Origin of the sequence: Runella sp., assembly GCF_965279615.1 — a bacterium.
GTDB lineage: Bacteria > Bacteroidota > Bacteroidia > Cytophagales > Spirosomataceae > Runella.
In genome coordinates this window covers 6,588,240-6,607,162 of record NZ_OZ257252.1, presented here as the reverse complement: position 1 = coordinate 6,607,162, position 18,923 = coordinate 6,588,240, and the positions used below count along the sequence as shown (strand labels likewise).

Annotated in this window: 15 protein-coding genes; 6 read left to right on the top strand and 9 right to left on the bottom strand. The window is 44.3% G+C overall.

What is annotated here, in order from left to right; genetic code table 11:
- Positions 1-106 precede the first annotated feature (106 nt).
- A complete protein-coding gene (locus tag ACQY73_RS27650) occupies positions 107-964 on the bottom strand; it encodes a prephenate dehydrogenase (RefSeq protein WP_428657412.1) in 858 nt (285 codons plus the stop codon).
- A 364-nt stretch (positions 965-1,328) separates the two neighbouring features.
- Between ACQY73_RS27650 and ACQY73_RS27645 the strand changes: the two genes are divergently transcribed.
- Together ACQY73_RS27645 and ribD are read left to right on the top strand one after the other, a co-directional pair.
- Positions 1,329-2,459, top strand: a complete 1,131-nt coding sequence (locus tag ACQY73_RS27645) for a carboxypeptidase-like regulatory domain-containing protein (RefSeq protein WP_428657411.1) — start codon at positions 1,329-1,331, stop codon at positions 2,457-2,459.
- A 60-nt stretch (positions 2,460-2,519) separates the two neighbouring features.
- Positions 2,520-3,614, top strand: coding sequence for a bifunctional diaminohydroxyphosphoribosylaminopyrimidine deaminase/5-amino-6-(5-phosphoribosylamino)uracil reductase RibD (ribD, locus tag ACQY73_RS27640; RefSeq protein WP_428657410.1), 1,095 nt, complete (start codon positions 2,520-2,522; stop codon positions 3,612-3,614).
- 179 nt (positions 3,615-3,793) lie between these two features.
- Here ribD and ACQY73_RS27635 read toward each other — a convergent pair whose 3' ends face one another.
- On the bottom strand, positions 3,794-5,479 hold the full coding sequence (locus tag ACQY73_RS27635) for a CTP synthase (protein WP_428657409.1): 1,686 nt from the start codon (positions 5,477-5,479) through the stop codon (positions 3,794-3,796).
- Between the two features lie 207 nt (positions 5,480-5,686).
- Here ACQY73_RS27635 and ACQY73_RS27630 point away from each other — a divergent pair, with 207 nt between their 5' ends.
- Genes ACQY73_RS27630 through bla form a run of 3 tightly spaced genes read left to right on the top strand, consistent with a single transcriptional unit; the run spans position 5,687 to position 9,375 of the window.
- Positions 5,687-6,307, top strand: a complete 621-nt coding sequence (locus ACQY73_RS27630) for a DUF4230 domain-containing protein (RefSeq protein ID WP_428657408.1) — start codon at positions 5,687-5,689, stop codon at positions 6,305-6,307.
- A 34-nt stretch (positions 6,308-6,341) separates the two neighbouring features.
- Positions 6,342-8,441: a glycoside hydrolase family 97 protein gene (locus tag ACQY73_RS27625; RefSeq protein ID WP_428657407.1), complete on the top strand. Its 2,100-nt coding sequence runs from the start codon at positions 6,342-6,344 to the stop codon at positions 8,439-8,441.
- Positions 8,442-8,472: 31 nt separating this feature from the next.
- Positions 8,473-9,375: a class A beta-lactamase, subclass A2 gene (gene bla / locus ACQY73_RS27620; RefSeq protein ID WP_428657405.1), complete on the top strand. Its 903-nt coding sequence runs from the start codon at positions 8,473-8,475 to the stop codon at positions 9,373-9,375.
- Positions 9,376-9,691: 316 nt separating this feature from the next.
- Here bla and ACQY73_RS27615 read toward each other — a convergent pair whose 3' ends face one another.
- Both ACQY73_RS27615 and ACQY73_RS27610 read right to left on the bottom strand, forming a co-directional pair.
- Complete coding sequence (locus ACQY73_RS27615) at positions 9,692-10,201, bottom strand: hypothetical protein (protein WP_428657403.1); 510 nt, start codon at positions 10,199-10,201, stop codon at positions 9,692-9,694.
- A 57-nt stretch (positions 10,202-10,258) separates the two neighbouring features.
- Complete coding sequence (locus ACQY73_RS27610) at positions 10,259-10,906, bottom strand: hypothetical protein (RefSeq protein WP_428657401.1); 648 nt, start codon at positions 10,904-10,906, stop codon at positions 10,259-10,261.
- A 309-nt stretch (positions 10,907-11,215) separates the two neighbouring features.
- On the opposite strand from ACQY73_RS27610, the gene ACQY73_RS27605 reads away from it, so the two are divergent.
- A complete protein-coding gene (locus ACQY73_RS27605; protein ID WP_428657399.1) occupies positions 11,216-12,892 on the top strand; it encodes a D-alanine--D-alanine ligase family protein in 1,677 nt (558 codons plus the stop codon).
- Positions 12,893-13,073: 181 nt separating this feature from the next.
- Here the strand turns inward: ACQY73_RS27605 and ctlX are convergent, their stop codons facing one another.
- The 5 genes from ctlX to bshA form a co-directional block, all read right to left on the bottom strand.
- Positions 13,074-14,015 carry a citrulline utilization hydrolase CtlX gene (ctlX, locus tag ACQY73_RS27600; protein WP_428657397.1) on the bottom strand — a complete coding sequence of 314 codons (942 nt, stop codon included), beginning with the start codon at positions 14,013-14,015 and terminating at the stop codon, positions 13,074-13,076.
- Positions 14,016-14,131: 116 nt separating this feature from the next.
- Complete coding sequence (locus ACQY73_RS27595) at positions 14,132-15,577, bottom strand: arginine deiminase family protein (RefSeq protein WP_428657395.1); 1,446 nt, start codon at positions 15,575-15,577, stop codon at positions 14,132-14,134.
- A gap of 203 nt (positions 15,578-15,780) precedes the next feature.
- Complete coding sequence (locus ACQY73_RS27590; protein ID WP_428657393.1) at positions 15,781-16,701, bottom strand: bifunctional metallophosphatase/5'-nucleotidase; 921 nt, start codon at positions 16,699-16,701, stop codon at positions 15,781-15,783.
- A gap of 172 nt (positions 16,702-16,873) precedes the next feature.
- Positions 16,874-17,632 (bottom strand): 5'-nucleotidase C-terminal domain-containing protein, encoded by a 759-nt coding sequence (locus ACQY73_RS27585; RefSeq protein WP_428657391.1) that lies wholly within the window; start codon positions 17,630-17,632, stop codon positions 16,874-16,876.
- 49 nt (positions 17,633-17,681) lie between these two features.
- Positions 17,682-18,842 (bottom strand): N-acetyl-alpha-D-glucosaminyl L-malate synthase BshA, encoded by a 1,161-nt coding sequence (gene bshA / locus ACQY73_RS27580; RefSeq protein WP_428657389.1) that lies wholly within the window; start codon positions 18,840-18,842, stop codon positions 17,682-17,684.
- Positions 18,843-18,923 lie beyond the last annotated feature (81 nt).

Below are 18,923 nucleotides of genomic sequence, written 5' to 3'. Positions count from 1 at the left end.
AATTATTGGTTAGCGTCAATCATTAGCAGTTGATACTCTCAGTCGCAAATTTAAGCGAGTTTGTTACTTTATCTAATGAACAGTATCCTTAAAACAATATAGAACATCATTTCTTATCAATTCCTGACAGAATACGCCGAATATCGTTGGCTCGCTGCATGAAATCCACACTGGCCTCAATGTCGCGGTCGTCTATAAAGATTTTGTATTGCTGCAAAAACTCAATGTAATCACCCAATGCACGGGAAAGATTTTCGCGATTCTGATCAAAAATAGGTGCCCACATGGCCGGAGAACTCTTCGCTAAGCGCACCGTCGAGCTGAAACCGGTACTTGCCATATCGAAGATATTTTGCTCATCTTTTTCTTTCTCCAATACTGTATAACCCAAAGCAAACGCCGTTACGTGGCTCAAATGCGATACATAAGCCAAGTGCAGGTCATGCTCGGCAGGCATCATGTAATGCAGTTTCATACCAATATCTTTAAAAAGCGCCTCTACCAACGCCACACTGTCGGCATCACTTTTTTCGCAATCACACAAAATGACGTTCTTTTCGGGCAATAACTCACGGAAAGCCGCCGAGGGGCCTGAATTTTCGGTTCCTGCCATGGGGTGAGCCGCCACAAAGCGATGGCGGTTTGGATGTGCATCGGCCACTTCGCAAATGAGTTGCTTTGTAGACCCCAGATCGACCACGGTGGCTTTTTCTGAAATCAAATCCAATACCAACGGCAATAACTCAACAATGTAATTGACCGGTACAGCAAGCACGACCAAATCGGATTTTGGAATGGCCATTTCCATCGGAAGTACTTCATCTACAATGCCTTTAGCTACCGCCAAACGCCCGTGAACTTCGGAAGCATCCACCCCGATAAAATGCATTTTAGGATATTTATCCCGTAAAGAAAGGGCATAAGAGCCGCCAAGCAGACCAATGCCGATAATAGTGGTAATCATTTTCCGGTAACCTGTTTAATTGGTGGGTGCAAAAATAGAGAGTTATTCAGAAATGTTTCCGGAAGTTTATGAATGTGCCCAAACTTAACGCGGGTTTATTAAATGCTTGAGCATAAATTTTAGGGCATTTGGAATAGATATGCCGTTCACCGGTCGGGTTGTGAGCAACCCTCCGCACAGGAATACACTCCGGGTGTGCAGGACGGGCGGCCGCTGCCGTTGCTCACAACCCGACCGGCAACCCATCTGATATTTTAGCAATACTTTTTTGTAAAACCCCAAAACTTTTGCTCGACTACTTAACTAAGTTTTTGGGTGGTTCAGTAAAAGCTTTATTTTTGTAACGAAAAATTTAGTTAATACCATGCCACGCATTATTTGTATTTTATTATTGCTTTATTGTCAATGCTTAACAGCCCAAATTAAACTTTCCGGCAAAGTACTGAACAGCCACGACCGCAAGCCATTACCCTTTGCCAACGTATTTCTTTCCAATACCACTAAAGGCACTCTAACCAACGAAGCGGGTGTTTTTGAACTTCAAAATCTATCAAAGGAATCGTACGATTTGGTCGTTTCGTACATTGGTTATGAAACGTTAACGCTGAAGATCAGGCCTGATACGCTGCGCGGAAGCTTAGCTGTGTTGCTTGAACCCAAAGCCAACGAACTTCAGGAGATCACCATCAAACGCTTACGCAACGGCCACGAAAAGTACTTTACGCTTTTTAAGGAAAACTTCATCGGCCGCACTGTTTTTTCCGAATCCTGCAAACTCAAAAACCCTAAAGCTGTCTGGTTTACGGACGACGAAGAGGAAGGCATTGTCAATGTCAACGCCGATGAATTGTTGGTGATTGAAAACAAAGCTTTGGGCTATATCATCAAATACCAACTCGAAAGTTTTACGTATAATTTTCGCCAAAACTACGTGACCACGCTCGGCTACCCGTTCTTTGAAGAAATGACTACCCGCAGCGAACGCCAACGCCGTCGTTGGGCCGAAAATCGAAAAAAGGCCTATTTAGGCTCAATGGAGCATTTTTTAAGAAGTGTCTATTTAGAACGCACCACAGAGGAAGGATTTACCATTCAAAAACTCATTCGAAAACAACGCAATGAAACCGCAATTGCTGACAGCGATACTACACTCCGTAAAATGGGTTCGCCCAATTTTTCCAGGTACGTTCAATATTTGCTCAAAACGCCACTTCAACCCAACCAAATTACGCAGAAACAAGGTGAATTAACGCAACTTGTTTTTGATGACTTTATGTATATAGTATACGAAAAAGAAGACGAAGAGCCGCAATTTTTAAAGCAAATTAGCAAACAGAACTATCAAGTCTCCATCTTCCGACTAGTTGACGGGGCAACGTTGCTCTCTCCCAACGGCTACCTTCCTGACCCACTGGCCATCGTTGTAGAAGGACGTTGGGGCAACGAAAAATTAGGTGAGTTGCTGCCTACTGACTATTTGCCCACTGAAAAATAACCGTCGGTTTAACGACCTATCTACTTATTTTTTGTTATTTCAGGGCCAATTTAGTCCTGAATGACAAACGATTCACTCTACATGCGCCGAGCCTTGGATTTGGCGGCTCTCGGGCGCGGAAGCGTCAGCCCCAACCCGATGGTGGGTTGCGTTATTGTGCACAATGACCAAATCATCGGAGAAGGTTGGCACCAACGCTATGGCGATTGGCACGCCGAAGTAAATGCCATAAACAGCGTAGGGGCGGGGCTTGCCTCCGCCCAACAGGAGCCTATATCTGGTCAAGCAGTCGGGCGGAGACTAGCCCCGCCCCTACAGGAATCGACGGTTTACGTAACACTGGAACCGTGTTCTCATTTCGGCAAAACACCACCCTGCGCTGATCTATTGATCGAAAAACAGGTAAAAAAAGTAGTGATCTGCAACGATGACCCCAATCCATTGGTAGCAGGAAAAGGCATTCAGAAATTACGAGATGCCGGGATTGAAGTTATAACGGGCGTATTGGCCGAAGAAGGGCGCAAACTCAATGCTCGTTTTTTTACGTTTTTCGAGAAAAAACGTCCTTACATTATTCTTAAATGGGCCGAAACCGCCGATGGTTTTATTGCTGATGAAAACAAACAACCTTTAGCCATCAGCTGTCTGCAATCGCGCACGTTGAGTCACCAATGGCGGACGCAGGAAGATGCTATTTTGGTGGGAACCAATACCGCGCTTAACGATGACCCTAAACTCAACGCTCGACTATGGGCCGGGCCTGACCCAATTCGAATCGTTCTTGATCGTACTTTGCGATTGCCTCGAGAGCTGCATTTGTTTGACAATACCCAAAAAACGATTTGCTATAATGCTTTCAGCAACGAAGAGGAAGGTGAAACAACGTTTGTACAGATAGATTTTGATGAAAATTTTCTACCTCATCTTTTCAAAGACTTCCACAGCCGAAAAATTCAGTCGGTACTTGTGGAAGGAGGATCGCAGCTTTTGCAGGCTTTTTTGAACGATGGGCATTTTGACGAAATACGGATGTTTAAAAGCCCCAACGCTATTGGTAAAGGCACCTCCGCCCCGCTCCTGCCTACGGGTGTTCGCTTCACTGATCAAGCGAAAATCGGCACCGACTGGTTGACCTGTTATCGCAAGTACGAGTAAGATATAACAGTAACATAATGCTTACAAACAAAAGAAGTCGATGCCGGCCGCATCGACTTCCTGCAGTCGCTCGCATCTTGCGAGTGACGACTATTATCAGGCTTCCAGCCTGTAATTTTATTTAGGCCGGAGGCCCATTAATAATCGTCACTCGCAAGATGCGAGCGGCTGCTTGAAAACTATTGCTCAGGTACCAACTCACTTGTTTCCGTAACAAGTAATTGCGCCACTTCGCGTTTTTGACGCGCATTGGTCAATGCAGCTCTCACAAAATGTACAAACAACGGATGCGGAGCCATCACGGTACTTTTTAATTCAGGGTGATATTGAACCCCGATAAAATACGGATGTTTCGGCAACTCGATCACTTCCACCAAGTCGTTTTCGGGGTTGATACCCGACAATACCATTCCCGCTTTTTCGAAATCTTTGCGGAAATAATTATTGAACTCATAGCGGTGACGGTGCCGCTCGCTGATGTTTGATTTTCCGTAAATCTTATGGGCCAACGTTTGAGGCTGCAACTTACATGCATACGCTCCCAAGCGCATGGTTCCTCCTTTGTTGGTAATGTTTTTCTGCTCTTCCATCATACCAATAACAGCATGATCGGTATCGCCATCCATTTCGGTCGAGTGAGCATCGGCCCAACCCAGCACGTTACGAGCGTATTCGATCACGGCCATTTGCATTCCCAAACAGATCCCGAAGAATGGAATATTGTTTTCGCGTACGTACTGCACCGCCGCGATCTTGCCCTCTATGCCGCGTTCGCCAAAGCCCGGCGCGACGAGAACCCCGTCCAATGCCGCCATTTTTTCCGCTGCATTATCGGGAGTAAGGTGTTCTGAATGAATCCATTCGATCTCTACTTTGCACTCATTGACCGCCCCTGCATGAATGAATGATTCCGTGATGGATTTATAAGCATCGTGCAATTCCACGTATTTTCCGACCAATCCAATGCGTATGGTACTTTTTGGATTTTTAAGCCGATCTACAAATACTTGCCATGCATCCAAGTCCACGTCCTTATCGTCGTAAATGTCGAGCATATAAAGCACGCGTTGGTCGAGGCGCTCTTTTTTCATCAACAAAGGCACATCGTAAATGGTGGATGCGTCTAATGCTTCAATGACCGAAGCCGGTTGAACATTACAAAACAACGCGATTTTCTTACGCATTTCCGTTGGTAACGGATGCTCCGTGCGACACACGAGAATATCGGGCTGAATACCGGATTCCTGCAACATCCTAACAGAGTGCTGCGTTGGTTTGGTTTTCAACTCACCGGCCGAGCTCAAATACGGAATAAGCGTGAGGTGAATCACGAGTGCATCATTTTCACCCAATTCGAATTTTAACTGACGCACGGCTTCCAAAAAAGGAAGCGACTCAATATCGCCCACACATCCGCCGATCTCGGTAATGACCACGTCATATTCGCCCGATTCACCGAGCAAAAGCATTCTGTTTTTGATTTCGTCGGTAATGTGGGGTACAACCTGAACCGTTTTACCTAAAAAGTCGCCGCGACGTTCGCGCATGATAACATCGTAATAGATGCGCCCGGTAGTGACGTTGTTGGCCTGAGAAGTACGTACGTTCAGATAACGTTCGTAGTGCCCCAGATCAAGGTCAGTTTCTGCGCCGTCGTCGGTGACATAACACTCCCCGTGTTCGTAGGGGTTGAGTGTTCCGGGATCTACGTTGATGTAGGGATCAAACTTTTGAATCGTGACCGACAATCCACGTGATTGAAGGAGTTTTGCGAGGGATGAGCCAATGATGCCCTTTCCCAAAGATGACGTTACGCCGCCCGTAACGAAGATATATTTTGCGGTTTTTTGCCCGTTAGCAGCCATGATAAGCAGTGAGTTTTTGACTGGTTACGGGATACAAAGGTACTAAAATTCAGCACTGAGTCACTATCAGGCTTTGCACAGCTGCTCCAATTTTTACGTAAAATCCTGATTACCAAGCACAAAAAAATTAATAAAAAGTTGAAAATAGTTAGTCGGCCACAATTTGATTCAACTTTCTTACATTTACTTTTCAAATAACTGCACTCAATGACCGCTGCTATTCGTTTGCTATTGCGCCTGTTTCTTTTTGCGATTATCATCGTCGGAATCATCTCTGTGTGGGAAGGCACAAAGACCGGAAAATGGTTCTCACTCGGCTCTTCCGGAGAGACCGAAACCACCCACGCAATGGTGTTGGAAGAGGTGCAATCGTTGGGAAAATTAGAGTTGGTCCGTTACAATTTTAAAGACATTGTAGAGCATGAGCAGATTCTCCAATGGTTCCCCAATCCTAAGGCGGTTTTGATCGTTCAGGGTGAAGCCATCGGCTGCATTGACTTAACCAAGATCACCACCTCCGACGTTACGACCGAATCCGATACCGTAGTGGTGCATCTGCCTGAGCCGGAACTGTGTAGCTTTAAAATAGACCATTCCAAATCAAAGGTCTACAATACAGAATATGCCTTTACAGAAGAAGCAAAATTGGTACAGGAAGCTTACAAACACGCCGAAAAGCAGATTCAAAAATCAGCGCTTGACATGGGTATTTTGGACCAAACTAAGCAGAATGCCAACTTGATTCTGAAGCCCGTTTTGGAAAAAATATCGGGTAAAAAAGTGGTACTGCGCTATCGCCTGAAAGCGACCATCCCGAAGCCCCGATAATACTGAAGAATGCACAGATTTAACCTATGATAAAATGAAAAAAACGTTCATGTTTAAAGCTTCCCTTGCTTTAGCTTGGGGTTTGCTTTTTCCTTTTGTAACATCGGCGCAACGATCAGTTTCAGTCTCCTCTCCTAATAATTCCATTGAGTTAACCACCGGAATTGCCGCAAATGGGGCTATTCATTACAGCGTCAGCTACAAAAAAAATACTTTTATAGAGCCTTCTACCTTAGGCTTTTCACTTAATAAACCTAAAATTTCTCTTACTCAATTTGCCATCGTATCAGTTGATTCTTCCACAGTCGACGAAACTTGGCAGCCCGTGTGGGGAGAGGTGAGTAAGATTCGAAATTCTTACAAAGCGTTAGGCTTATTGCTAAAAGACAATTCAGGAATTTTAGTAAAGGTCCATTTTCGGGTATTCAATGAAGGCGTAGGCTTTCGGTATGAATTTCCGAAACAGGAAAAACTAAGTCATTTTATCGTCGGCGATGAACTCACACAGTTTAATCTGGCGGGCGATTACAAAGCCTTTTGGATTCCGGGAGATTATGACACCAACGAATACCTCTACAACACAACTAAACTCAGTGAAGTAAATGCCACTGCGGCGGCGGCCAAAGAAACCGACATTGCGCTCAAATCGGTTATTGGCACCAATGCCGTGCAAACACCGCTGATGCTTAAAACACCCAAAAGCCTCTATATCAACATCCACGAAGCGGCGTTGATCAATTATCCGGCCATGAATTTGATGCTGGATAAAAAGACCTTTACGCTTACATCACATTTGGTTCCGGATGCCGTCGGCAACAAAGCCTATCTGCAAACCCCCTTTCAAACGCCTTGGCGAACCATCAACGTGAGCGATAAAGCGACCGAGATTTTGGCTTCGAAAATGATCCTGAACCTCAACGAGCCTTCCAAAATCACCGATGTTTCGTGGATAAAACCGCAAAAATTCATTGGTATGTGGTGGGAAATGCACGTGGGAAAAGCCACTTGGGAAAAAGCCTCAGTGTCCACTGCGGGCGGCAAACACGGTGCCAACACCGCCAACGTAAAGACCTATATTGATTTTGCAGCGCAACACGGATTTGACGGTGTATTGGTGGAAGGTTGGAACGAAGGATGGGAAGATTGGTTTGGAAATTGGAAAGAAAACGTGTTCGATTTCATTACGCCTTACAGCGATTACAATTTGGATGAGCTGACCAAATACGCTCGTCAAAAAGGCGTGCGGATCATCATGCACCACGAAACTTCCGGGGCGGCAACCAACTACGAACGATGGATCGACAAGGCCTATCGCTACATGAACGACCACCAAATGAATACCGTAAAAACGGGCTATGTCGGCAAAATCATTCCCCGAGGCGAGCATCATGACAGCCAATGGATGGTCAATCATTATCAGCGCGTAGTTGAAAAAGCCGCCGAATATAAGATTATGTTGGAAGCCCACGAGCCTGTGCACCCTACAGGTTTACACCGCACGTACCCGAATTGGTTGGCCAATGAAGCCGCACGCGGCAATGAGTTTAACAATGCCCCAAAATTGGGTCTTGTGCCCGAACACGAGACCATTTTGCCTTTTACCCGCCTGATGGGTGGGCCTATGGACTACACCCCAGGCTTTTTTCATTTTCAACTGAATCAGTACGATGCAACTCGCATTACCCGTGTACGAACTACACTTGCCAAGCAATTAGCGTTGTACGTAACCATGTACAGCCCTTTACAAATGGCAGGCGATTTTCCAGAGAATTTCAACAAACACCTTGATGCCTTTCAATTCATCAAAGATGTGCCGGTCGATTGGGATGACACTAAAATTTTGGAAGCCGAGCCGGGCGATTATATTACGATTGCCCGCAAAGAAAAAGGAAAAACCAACTGGTTTTTGGGCGCCATTACCGACGAGAATGCCAGAAATACCCAATTGTCATTGAGCTTCCTAGAGGAAGGTGTCACCTATCAGGCCATTATCTATCGGGATGCTGAAAATGCGGATTGGCAAACAAATCCGGAAGCTTATTCCATAGAAAAAATGATGGTCACAAATAAAAGTACTCTAAATTTGCGTTTAGCTAAAGGCGGCGGTTGTGCCGTGAGTTTTAGCAAACAATAATTTTATACCATTCTTTTCATTACCCGTATCCATGCAAAACACTACGTTCAAAATCACATTCATTGCCCTGTTCATCGGCCTTACCTCTCATTTTTCTTTTGGCCAAATCGACGTATTGAGAAAAAAAATCCAACAGATCGCCGCAAGTACCGACGGAACGCTCGGCGTTGGTATCTTAGGGTTGGAAAATCACGACACGCTTACGTTTAATAATCAAGTGCATTATGCCATGCAAAGCGTGTACAAATTTCATTTAGGATTGGCCATCTTGAATCAGGTCGATAAAGGAAAACTCACCTTGAATCAAAAAATTCTTGTTCTGAAAAAGGATCTGCTGCCTGATACCTGGAGTCCGTTACGTGAAAAATACCCCAACGGAAATGTAGAAGTACCGCTCAGCGAACTTCTCGTTTTTACGGTTGCCCAAAGTGACAACAACGGGTGTGATATTTTATTCCGTATCCTGGGCGGCCCGAGAGCCGTAGACAATTACATCAAAAGCATTGGCATGACCGACGTTGCCATCATGACAACCGAAGAACAGATGCACAAAGACAGTAAGGCGCAATTCTCGAATTGGACCACTCCTTGGTCGGCAGTGTTGCTTTTAGAGAAGTTTTATCAAAAGAAGCTCCTTTCACCTTCCAGCCACGCTTTCATGTGGAATACAATGGCAGAAGCCACCACGGGCAGTCAGAAAATAAAGGGATTACTGCCGGCGGGAACTGTGGTAGCGCATAAATCAGGGCTTTCGGGGTCCAATGGTGAAGGCATCACGGCTGCGACGAATGACATTGGCATTGTCACTTTGCCCAACGGCAAGCATTTTATCATTTCGGTCTTCTACAGCAATACTAAAAAGAGTGATAAAGAAAGCGACCGCGTCATCGCGGAAGTTTCCAAAGCGGCTTGGGATTATTTTTCGTCGAAATAAGCAAGCGTGATCCAAGAATATACACGTTGTTTGAGAAACTGAATGCACCATTCAACAGTATTTTCGATAGTGCTTTCGGTTTCTCAAAACCGAAAGAGTAGCAGCATCAATGGTGATTTCTAACAACTATGAACAAACTCAGCCTTGCCTGAGCTCTCCCAAAGCTTTATTTCACTAAATGTCCTGAGAAAAAAGTAAGTATGTTACCATTGGCATCCACGCCGCTATAATGGCGTGGTCTGGCGTTGAAATTTGTTTGATATACCATTACTTTAACGGTTTCACCATCCGCTAAATTTACATTGACCCCAAACGTTTAGTGAATTCTCTCTTGATTTTCCATTGTATTTGCTGCCACCACCACACACTTTTCTTTGTTTTTATCACATTTTTCGAGTGTAGTCCGGATATAGGTAGAGACAGCCGAACCGCCTTCCCATTTTACACTGACATCAAAATGATAAATACCATCCTGAGGGACGGAAAAATAGGGGGCGGAAAAATTGCCTCCTTTATCAAACACTTCGATATCCAGCGTAAGAGGTTCAGGAATGCCAACGTTTATGGTATCATTTAAACCGGTATAAGCCATAAAAGCAGTAGGAGCTACTGCGGCATATTCTACCCAAGCAGTGCCATCGCAATAAAACACTTTGTTGCTTGTAGTATTGAAATACTGTTTTCCCTTATCAGTTGCTCCGCAGGTCGGAGCAGTAGCGGTAGCAGGAATAAAAATGAAGTTAGGCGTAATCACCGCATTTTGACCGAAAATCTCAGTAGTAAGAAAAGGTGCGCAAAGAATAAGCACTAAAGCAAGCTTTTTCATAAGACTAAAAAGAAGGTGATAACTAAAACATTTCAAAAAAATCGACATCCCAAAGTCTTACCTGACTAAATGCCCCGAGAAGAACGTGGGAATATTGTCATCTATTCCTTTGCCTTCCAAGACTCGGCTTCCTCCGCTGGTTTGTGTGACAAATACTCGAACTTTTTCTCCCAACACTAATTTTACGTCGACTCCAAATGCATGTTGTGCCGCAACTTGATCATTCATTTTACTTGAAGCTACTATTTCACAGTTTATGCCTGCATTATCACATTTTTGAAGTGTAGCTTGGGAAAAATTAGGTGTTGATGCAGTTCCCCATTTTATACTCACATCAAAATGATAAAGTCCATTTTGGGGAACAGTAAAAGTCCCCGTAACAAAATCGTTCCCTTCGTCAAATACCTCAGTCATTCCAGACAATGAGCCACTTGTACCATTAATAACATTACCATTATTGGTTAGATAGGCCATAAAAGCAACGGGAGTTATAGCGGTATATTCCACCCAAGCCGAGCCGTTACAGTAAAACATTTTATTGCTTATGGTATTAAAATACTGTTTACCCTTGTCAGCGGCAACAGCACAACCGGGAGCAGAAGATGTAGCGGGTATCTGAATAAATGTTGGCATGATGGTTGCGTTTTGTCCCAAAACGCTCAGTAATGAACAGGTAAGCAGCGAGATGAGTAAAAGATTTTTCATAATAAAAGGAGGTTTAAGGTTCTGATAATGAATTTTTTATACCAATTTACATCCCCTAAAGAATATCCCAAAACATATGCCCCGAAATTGAGTAAACGGTAACCTTCGACGATATAGACCAATATTTCCGGGGTGAAGTTTTTACATACACGATTAAAAGAGTCTACCGAAAGTTTTGCAGTAAGTTGGCTCAACCATCAGGTTGAATCCGCAAAAAACCCACTTACAACCTCTCCAATAACGATTATTGCTCTATCTTTGCCCATTCTCTCACTCATCCATTCACTAATCTTCTAATTAGTTTACATCGTGCGTATCGGAATCTTTTTTGGCGGCCCCGCGCGTGAGCGCGAAATCTCTTATGCAGGCGGTAAAACGGCCTATGAAAACATGGACAAATCGCTGTTTACGCCCGTGTTGGTGTTTGTAGACAGCCTTGGCAATTTTATCCTAACCGACGAGTCAACGCTTTATCATGCCGGCATTCGGGCTTTTTATCCGGGGCCTGCTTTCAAAGAGGGAGGTTTTGAAGTGTACATTGAGTCTTTGCAACAACAACTCTCGCAAATCGAATTAGAGGAGTTGATGCACGGCATCGGCACGCCGATCCAACCGCAGGATTTTAAAAAATATTTCGATTTTGCCTTCATCATTCTCCACGGCCCCGACTGCGAAGACGGAGCCATTCAGGGATTGATGGAATGGCACAAAATGCCGTACATGGGACCGGGATTGCTTGGCTCGGCCGTAAGTATTGACAAAATTTTGCAAAACGAACAAATTGCCCGCGCCAACGGTCAGCAGAAAAAGATGAAAGTTTTGCGCTGGGAAGAGTGGAACGGCGCCAATATTCACCAAAAATTTGAAGAAGCCAAAGCAGCAGTGGGTTTGCCCATCGTGGTAAAAGCACCTCACCAAGGATCTTCGATCGGTGTAGCTATTGTGAAAGACGATAATGTGGATGCCTTCGCCAAAGCTGTAAATCAGTGTTTTTTCTCGTTGGAAATAAGAGCTGATGATTGGAAAAGTTGGTCAACCGTTGAGCAACACGCTTTTGCACAACGTATTGGAAACCTTGACGAAAGTATCGGTTATCCCGTAATGATTCAGGAAACGGGCGAAACCATTTATCATCCCGTTGAGCTTCTTGAGAAACTGGACTCTTTTTTACTTCATTCGCCCTGCGCTTCGCTTTTATCCGTCAATGCCGAAGACCAAATATTGATGGAAGAATTCATGAATGGACAGGAGTTTTCGTGCGGAGTAGTGCAGGACGACGACGGAACCGTGATTGCATTACCGCCTACTGAGATCGCAAAAATGGATGAAAACCAAACGTTTGATTTTAAGACAAAATATAAACTCAACGTTACGCGTAAGTTCATTCCTGTTAGAACGGAATTGGAGAACAATCAAAAGATCCAATACAACATCGCGCTGGTTTTCGAGAAATTGGGCATGAATGCCGTGGCTCGGATCGACGGCTTCCTGACACCCGACGGAAGAGTTCTGTTGCATGACCCCAATACATTGCCGGGAATGTCGCCTACGTCGCTTATTTTTAAACAAATGGCCGAAATCGGGCTTGATGTTACGCACGCCATCACCTATCTGATCCGTCAATCGCTGCGCGAACGTATCCGTACCGGAAAAGATACCCTTCATTTGCGCAAATTGCTGGCAACCTTAGATACTAACATTGAACACCGACTTTCGGAACTTACGTTACAACCGGTCGAATTTGAGGCTACCACTGAGGCATACATTGAAGCTCGACGTACGTTCAGCCAACTTTCAGCTTCGGGAAAAGTAAAACCTGTTGCGGTCTTGAAAGTAAGTGAGAGCGAGAAATACGAATTGCCTGTGGGTCTGCTTTTTAAAGATACAATCGAAGATGTGTTGGAAATGGTCTCTCAACCGGTGCATCCACTTATTGAAGAAACCCGCGAGAAAGCGAAAAATATCACACGTCGTTTTGTGGGATAAAACAGAAGACCTTCCAAGTCTTGAAGACTTGGAAGGTCTATCATACCATGCAGTCGGTTTATCAAAACCGCCACTCTCTTGTTAGCTATTCAGGATTTTAAATCTTGAATCAGACTGCTTTCGGATTTGAAATCCGAAAGAGCAGTGTGCAGGTTTTGAGAAACCTGCTCCACCACAGTCTTTACTTCTCCGGCAAATGCACTTCCGCCATCATGCAGCGAGCAGAGCCACCACCATTTCCTTCAATAACCGACAGATCGAAGTGCAAAAGAACCGCGTAATCGTCAATTTCATCGCGCTGTTTGGGCGTTAACGATTCATACGCCTGTGTTGACATCACCAATAATTTTTCACCACGTTTATTATTGACCAGCAGCATATTACCTGCAAAACTGTTCATTTGTTCCAAGGTAATCTCAATAACCTGTTTTCCCGTTTTTTCAAGGTCTTCACGCACCATTAAACGCTCATCAGGGTCAGGAATGGCCTGTAAACAAACCACGGCAAACGCATCACCGACACACATCACCACGTTCGTATGATATACGGGTTTCCCGTTAGCATCCACCGCGTTGAATCTCACTACTTTATAACCTGTTTCTTCCACAAAGGCGTCCAATACTTCATTGTGCGTGCGAGGCGAAAGACAGGCATACGCGATTTTATAACGACGATCAAGTACCATGCTTCCCGTCCCTTCGAGGTATTTTTCCTGCTGCTCAAAAGATGACAGATCAATGATCTCTTCTACGTGAAAACGTGTTTTGAGATCTTCAATAATATCCATTCGGCGCTCCAACCGACGGTTGGGTGCCTGCATTGGATAGAGTACTATTTTCCCGCTTTGGTGAAAAGAAATCCAGTTGTTCGGAAAAATCGAATCGGGCGTAAAAGGCTCAGGAGTATCTTCATAAATAATAACATCTACGCCCGCCGCCGTAAGCTGCGACACCATATGATCAAACTCTTCCAGTGCTTCCGCTTGAGCAGCCTCTTTGGTTTGGGCGGCAACAGTCACATTCTGGAACGCGTTACTTTCGGCCGTTTCTTCATTGAACGCAAACCGCACAGGGCGAATCATCAGGATGTGCGATGTGGCTTGGGGTTGCATTTTGTGCGACATATCAACTTCATTTTCTGATTTTAGGAAACTTGACAGAACTACCTGTTCTGCTAACAATGTGTGGCTATCATTAGCTTCAATTTATCCTAAAGTTAATGATAAAATGAATAAAATCCTTAAAAATCGTCTCGCAAAATCGGCAGGCTCATGCAGTGTGAGCCGCCCCGCGCCCTTGAAAGCTCCGCTGAAGGCAACATAATAAATGTATCCGTGATGGTTTCGGGCGAAGAAATACCGGCTTCAAATTCATCTAATAAATCCTTGGCGCGAATGGTTCGGAAGCCGGCCGTTCGGAAAGCTTCGAGGGTTTTGTCGTTGCGGTCATAACCAATCACAACGCCGTCTTTCAGCGCCAACAAATTGCAGGAGTCGGTCCATTGCTCACGGGCACCAAACGGAAATTCGTTGTTGCCTGAATAGATAAACTTGATAGGATCAGCGCATCCCAAGTCGTTTTTACTGATGTCAGTCAGTAAATCTTCCAAGTTTTCGATTTCGGTCGGTTTGTTTTCCCAACCTTTGTTGAATTGCATGATCTGCAAGCGGTCAGGATCTTCTTTGGGTGCAAAAAAGTGCAAAACATCGCGTTTTTTGGCTTCGTCTCCCTGCCGGGCAATGGTTCCCAACAACACCCACACATTGCGTTTTACCTGCGTAAAAACGGTATCAATGTGCATATAATCCCGTTTTTTAGGGATTTTTACGACGGTAATGGTATCGACTACATTTCGCTCAAACAAGGCTTTCATTACCTGCTGAGCCGCATAGAGCGTGGTGCGTTCGCTGCAACCGATCAAAAGGTGCCGAGGTGCCACCATCATCACATCACCGCCTTCGAGCGTAGAGCGCAGATAATCACTTTTAAGCTCATCGTCGGTCAATAAAAAATGATGCTCATTGTCGGGAATTTCGATGATATTATCCCGATACGACTCAAATATGGGATGGTAAAAAAAGATATATTGCGTCAAAAGTGACTCTCGGGTGCGGGCAGTTTTGGCGGGTTTATTTAGCAATACATGATTGTTGATGACGATGCCAATGTCTCGCGTAAAAATAAAGTTAGGAACAGGCGCAAAGATCATAGACTTATCGGGCAATGAACCCGAAATCAGAATTTTTGCCAATTCTATCGCATCGTATTCTTTGAGTTTATGCTGTATTTTGAAGGAACAACGCTCTACCGCACAAATTGACGCGATCAATTTGGTTTTAACGGCATCAATTTCCAAAATTTCGGCCAAGAGTTTCTGAATATCAACGACCTTATCGGAATTAAAATAAGAAGGGGTTCCCGGCTTAAAAAACGCACGTGACGTATCGGCATCTATTTCTTTCAGTTTTCCTTTGATCTTTTCGGGATCAAGAAAATACAGAAGGATTTTCACATAATAATCGTACTCTTCGCGCCGCATGGTATCAAGGTGTACAATGTCTTCAAAAAGCCAATCCTGTGCTTTTGAAGGCACTACTTTTCCCAAGCCACGATCCGGACTATGAATAAGAAGTTTGCGTAACGTTCCCACTTCAGAAGAAACCTTAAGCTGATGATTGGAATTCATAACAATAAGTTAAGGGACGTTCGTTTTTGCGAATTGCGACGTACAATGCAATGCCGAAACGAATCTAAAAGGTTGTTTTTTCGCAAAATACAATTTTGACGCAAAACAAACATTCATTAAATCAAAATAGCTTTATTTGGCCATTTTATAAATAATAATGCAATAAAAATAAACTTCTCAGAAGCAATTTAACAATTGTATTCTTATTGAACAGGTACTTCCTGACTTGTAAAATACACTTGTTTGGACACACGATCGAAGGTAAAATCCAAGCGTCCCAAGCTGGCTCCACCCCACCCTACCTGATTGACCAACACAGGCTTTCCAACTGAGTTTTTCAACGCTGTAGGCTCATTCAAAAAGGTATGCGTATGACCGCCAATGATCAGATCAATGTCTTTGGTCTGAGGAGCCATAACGAGATCCGACACTTCGCCTTCGCTCATTTTATACCCTAAATGCGAAAGGCATACCACCAAACTGCATTTTTTCTCATTCCGCAAAAACGCCGCCGTTTCGTTAGCTGTTTTGATCGGATCAAGGTATTTGGTGCCGCCAAAAAGCTTTTCCGGAATAAGGCCTTTTGGATCAATTCCCAATCCAAAAACGCCGATCTTTACGCCTTGCACCGTAAAGATTTTGTAGGGTTGCGCCAAACCTTCCATCGCTGTTCCTTTAAAATCGTAATTGGCTACCAATACGGGAAATTTGGCGTAATCTTTGATCTGTTTTACGTAAAGCTCCAGGCCTCCGTCAAAATCATGGTTGCCCATCGTAACCGCATCATAACCCATTTGGCTCATCAGTTCGATCTCCGGGCGACCTTTGTAGAAATTAAAATAAGGAGTTCCCTGAAAAATATCACCTGCGTCAAAGAGCAACATATTAGCCTCTTCCGACCGAATCTTACTTAAAATACGCGCACGATTGACCACCCCGCCGCGTCCTGCCAAACGGTCCGTTTTTGGAAAAGGCTCCAAACGACTGTGCTGATCGTTGGTGTGTAAAATGGTGATTTTCAATGAGTCGGCGTTGGTAGCAGCCCATGTTTCAAAAGGCCATTGGCCCAATGCCACCGCACCGCCGGCGCCCAATATGTTTCTGAGAAATATTCTTCTTTCCATTTGTATAACAGTATCGATGAAGACCAGAGATAAGGCCGACCGGCGACCTTTTATAGTTAAAATCTATTAAGTAATATCACTATTATTCACGCAAAGCCGCAGAGATAAATTCGCGATAGTCAAAATATTAGCGACTTTGCGTGGTAGTTAAAATAAATGCTCACACTATTTATTACTGCACAACAGTGCGTCCGTCTTTTTTAGGATCAAGCTCCTGGTTTTGCTGACCTTTTCGCCGCAGATAATCGGCAATGGAGTCGCGCATCAGGTAATGCAGTACTTCAAATCCTTTATTATTTTTAACAATAGGTGCCATATCGCTGCTTATCGCCAAATAATCGCTGGTAATGAGCGTATACGTTTTTTGCAGATCCAACGGTTTGCCACCGATCAGTACTTCTACCGGTTTGTTGCTTGCTTTGTCAATGACCAGCTTCAGACCCGACTGAGGTTCTTTGCGTTGTGCCAAATATTCAATAACCTTTTGCATGGTTTCACCGGAAAGCGTCAATGCAACCAACTCATTATCAAAAGGCATAATTTCATACACATTGCCAAGTGTAATATTGCCTGCCGGAAAATCAGCCCGAATGCCGCCGTTGTTAGTAATGGCTAAGTCCACCGGTTTTCCCAAGCGTTCCTGCCCCATTTCCCGCAGAATATCTGACATCAGATTTCCTAATTCGGACTCAGGCCCCCCTTTTGTTATGCGACGCGGCGATTTAACCAAAACGGCATTCATGCGCGCATCCAAGCTATCGTGGTAAGGTTGGAGATAAGCAGCGATCTGTTGTGAAAGTGCGCTTGAAGGCGCCGAAGTAGTATCACTGACCGCGATGGAGCGCAATTGTGCGGGTTTACCGATGAAATAACGGGTACAGGCAGTAAACGAAAAGGCAAACAGCGCGATCAGCAGTATATTTTTTTTCATTGCTTTTAGTTGGGTGACGAATTGGGAACGAAAGTTACGTAAATTCTTTTTACCCCATTACTCTTAGTTCTTTTTCCAGCGCTTCCCGACTCTCGGCCACTACCCGTTCGTAATAGGCTTCATACTGAGGCAGGATGTTGGCCAAGTCAAATTCTTTTGCTCTTGCCAGCGCATTTTCTTTGAAACGCGGTAGGTTCTCTTCCTGTAAAATATAGGCAGCATTTTTGACCATATCATCTATGTCGCCTACATTGCTCATAAACCCTGTTACACCCTGTACATTAAGTTCGGGCAAACCGCCGGCATTCGATGTAATAAGCGGCACTTCGCACGCCATCGCTTCGAGTGCGGCCAAACCAAAGCTTTCCGTTTCAGAAGGCATCACAAACAGATCGGCCACTGACAACACTTCTTCAATCGCATCCAAATTACCCAGAAAGCGAACATCGTGCATCAGTTTCATTTCACGACACATGTATTCAATGCGGTTGCGTTCGGGGCCATCACCGACGAGCAGTAATTTGGAAGGAACAATGTGGCGCAGTTTGTCAAACATCAGAACAATGTCTTCGATCCGTTTTACCTTCCGAAAATTAGATGTGTGAACAAGCAGTTTTTCGTTATTGGGACAGATCGCCAGTTTAAAGTGGTCTTTTTTCTGCTTTTTGAAACGATCCAAATCAATAAAGTTAGGAATTACTTCAATTTCCTTGGTAATTGGAAATGACTCATTGGTTGCATTTTTCAAAAATTCCGAAACTGCCGTTACACCGTCGGATGCATTGATACTGAACGTGATAACAGGCCCAAAAGCAGCATCTCTGCCCACCAATGTAATGTCTGTACCGTGCAGCGTGGTAATAAATGGAATATGAATTCCCTGTGATCTCAGGATTTGTTTTGCCAAATAGGCAGACGATGCATGCGGAATAGCATAATGCACGTGCAACACATCGAGCTTTTCATCGTTAACTACGTTAACCATTGCACTCGAAAGTGCTGATTCGTAGGGGGCATATTGAAAAAGCGGGTAATTGGGAATGTGAACTTCGTGGTAAAAAATATTCTCGCTGAAAAAATCAAGACGAGTAGGCTGTGAATAAGTAATAAAGTGAACTTGGTGACCCACTGCCGCCAGAGCTTTACCTAACTCGGTGGCCACTACACCACTACCTCCAAAGGTAGGATAACAAACTATACCTATTTTCATTCGTAAACGGAGCGTTAGATGGACTGATTTATATGGGCAACAAAAAAAATCCAACTTTTTCTCCGTATCGTGTGTAAAGAT

Excerpts from the sequence above, each read along its gene's own strand:
- ACQY73_RS27650 (WP_428657412.1), bottom strand. The coding sequence starts at position 964 with ATGATTACCACTATTATCGGCATTGGTCTGCTTGGCGGCTCTTATGCC.
- ACQY73_RS27645 (WP_428657411.1), top strand. The coding sequence starts at position 1,329 with ATGCCACGCATTATTTGTATTTTATTATTGCTTTATTGTCAATGCTTA.
- ribD (WP_428657410.1), top strand. The coding sequence starts at position 2,520 with ATGACAAACGATTCACTCTACATGCGCCGAGCCTTGGATTTGGCGGCT.
- ACQY73_RS27635 (WP_428657409.1), bottom strand. The coding sequence starts at position 5,479 with ATGGCTGCTAACGGGCAAAAAACCGCAAAATATATCTTCGTTACGGGC.
- ACQY73_RS27630 (WP_428657408.1), top strand. The coding sequence starts at position 5,687 with ATGACCGCTGCTATTCGTTTGCTATTGCGCCTGTTTCTTTTTGCGATT.
- ACQY73_RS27625 (WP_428657407.1), top strand. The coding sequence starts at position 6,342 with ATGAAAAAAACGTTCATGTTTAAAGCTTCCCTTGCTTTAGCTTGGGGT.
- bla (WP_428657405.1), top strand. The coding sequence starts at position 8,473 with ATGCAAAACACTACGTTCAAAATCACATTCATTGCCCTGTTCATCGGC.
- ACQY73_RS27615 (WP_428657403.1), bottom strand. The coding sequence starts at position 10,201 with ATGAAAAAGCTTGCTTTAGTGCTTATTCTTTGCGCACCTTTTCTTACT.
- ACQY73_RS27610 (WP_428657401.1), bottom strand. The coding sequence starts at position 10,906 with ATGAAAAATCTTTTACTCATCTCGCTGCTTACCTGTTCATTACTGAGC.
- ctlX (WP_428657397.1), bottom strand. The coding sequence starts at position 14,015 with ATGTCGCACAAAATGCAACCCCAAGCCACATCGCACATCCTGATGATT.
- ACQY73_RS27595 (WP_428657395.1), bottom strand. The coding sequence starts at position 15,577 with ATGAATTCCAATCATCAGCTTAAGGTTTCTTCTGAAGTGGGAACGTTA.
- ACQY73_RS27590 (WP_428657393.1), bottom strand. The coding sequence starts at position 16,701 with ATGGAAAGAAGAATATTTCTCAGAAACATATTGGGCGCCGGCGGTGCG.
- ACQY73_RS27585 (WP_428657391.1), bottom strand. The coding sequence starts at position 17,632 with ATGAAAAAAAATATACTGCTGATCGCGCTGTTTGCCTTTTCGTTTACT.
- bshA (WP_428657389.1), bottom strand. The coding sequence starts at position 18,842 with ATGAAAATAGGTATAGTTTGTTATCCTACCTTTGGAGGTAGTGGTGTA.